Source organism: Acinetobacter higginsii (genome assembly GCF_000369525.1).
GTDB classification, from domain to species: Bacteria; Pseudomonadota; Gammaproteobacteria; order Pseudomonadales; family Moraxellaceae; genus Acinetobacter; species Acinetobacter higginsii.
Window position 1 is genome coordinate 1 of sequence record NZ_KB850062.1, and the last position, 1,652, is coordinate 1,652.

At 34.8% G+C, this 1,652-nt stretch carries 2 protein-coding genes; both read left to right on the forward strand.

Annotated elements, in window-relative coordinates; all coding sequences use genetic code 11:
• Nucleotides 1-113 precede the first annotated feature (113 nt).
• A complete protein-coding gene (gene repM / locus F902_RS00110) occupies nt 114-1,013 on the forward strand; it encodes a replication initiation protein RepM (RefSeq protein WP_004763517.1) in 900 nt (299 codons plus the stop codon).
• 76 nt (nt 1,014-1,089) lie between these two features.
• On the forward strand, nt 1,090-1,652 hold a 563-nt coding region (locus F902_RS00115), incomplete at its 3' end, for a plasmid replication DNA-binding protein (protein WP_043540797.1).

Sequence of the window (1,652 nt, forward strand, 5' to 3'; positions counted from 1 at the left end):
CTAACTATGAGGGATTGACTACTAACTATGAGGGATTGACTACTTAACTATGAGGGATTGACTACCAACTATGAGAGAATTATATTACTCATAGTTAGTTTATCGAATTAAAAATGATGAGTACATCTAAAAAAGAATTAGTAGTTAAATCAAATCAAGTAATTGAGGCTTCATATCAACTCAGCTCAACAGAACAACGGATTGTCTTAGCAGCTATTAGTAAGATTAGTCGGGCTGAAGATATTACAGATGATGAAATTTATCGCGTAACTATTGATGATTTAAAAAAACTTGGGGTTCATGAAAAAACAGCTTATAGAGATCTAAAAGATGGTGTAAACCGCTTATATGACAGATCAATTAATTTAGCTATTGATGATGAGTCAATCAAAATGAGATGGATTCAATCCATACGCTTTTTAGAAAGTAAAAGCGTTGTAGGAATTCGGTTTTCTAAAGAAATTTTGCCGTTCATTTCTAATCTAAGCCGTGAATTCACTAAGTATTCGCTATCTGACATTGCTGGTATGAGTAGCGCATATGCTATTCGTATTTATGAGCTACTAAGCCAATATCGTTCCATAGGAAAACGAGAGATTTCCATCGAATCTCTAAGAAGTATGTTGGAGTTAGGGAAAAGATATCCATTGTCTGCTGATTTAAAGAGATGGGTTATTGATACTGCTGTAGTTCAAATCAATGAACATAGCCCTTTAAATGTATCTTACGAGCAAATAAAGACAGGTCGAAAAGTCACACACATTCACTTCACGTTTAAAGAAAAATCAAAAAGTATTGAGCATAAATCCGAACAGAATAATTTTTATAAATTGACAGATTCACAAATTAATATGTTCGGTAATCAGCTTTCACGCTTACATGAAGTATCTCACCTAGCACAACAAGGTGAAAGTTATGACGACTTAGCTATTAAAATTAAAGATATGCTGCGAGATCCAATAAAACAAAAACAACTTATTCCTCATCTTAAAAATTTAGGCTTTAAGGCATAAAGGTCGATTGTGTATGTAGCAGTTGACTGTTTGTTAATGTATTTTAGTTCACATAATGGACAACCAAAATTACAAGATGAAATCACTATCTGTTATTGAGCTTTCAAACCTCTATGGAATAACTCGTCAAGCCATTTATAAGCAAGTTAATAAAGGTAATTTAAGTAAAAATAGTGACGGTAAAATTGATCTTTCCGAAGCTATTCGAGTCTTTGGTGAACCTTCTAGAAATGTAAACAGTTCACAGACAACCGAAACACGAAAGTTGTCAGAAGTTCACCTATTAGAACAGCAAGTTTACATGCTTCAAAAACAGCTTGAACAGGCTCATGAGCGTGAGCAGTTCCAACGTGAGGAACTAAAAGCTAAGAATGATCAGTTACACGTTAAAGATGAGCAAATTGAAGCAATACAACGCCTACTAGAAGCTCCAAAAGCTTATACAACTAGTTCTATCGACCCAAAATTAGATATAGCAACAGATACTAGGTCAAAAAGTGAGTCGAACTATGATGTATTGACTACTCAACCAAGAGAAACTCCTGTAGAAGTAGAGATCCAAACTCAGCCGAAAGATGACGGATTGACTACTCCGGAGCAGGTGGAAAATAAGCGGATTCCAGTACCGGAGCACATTGA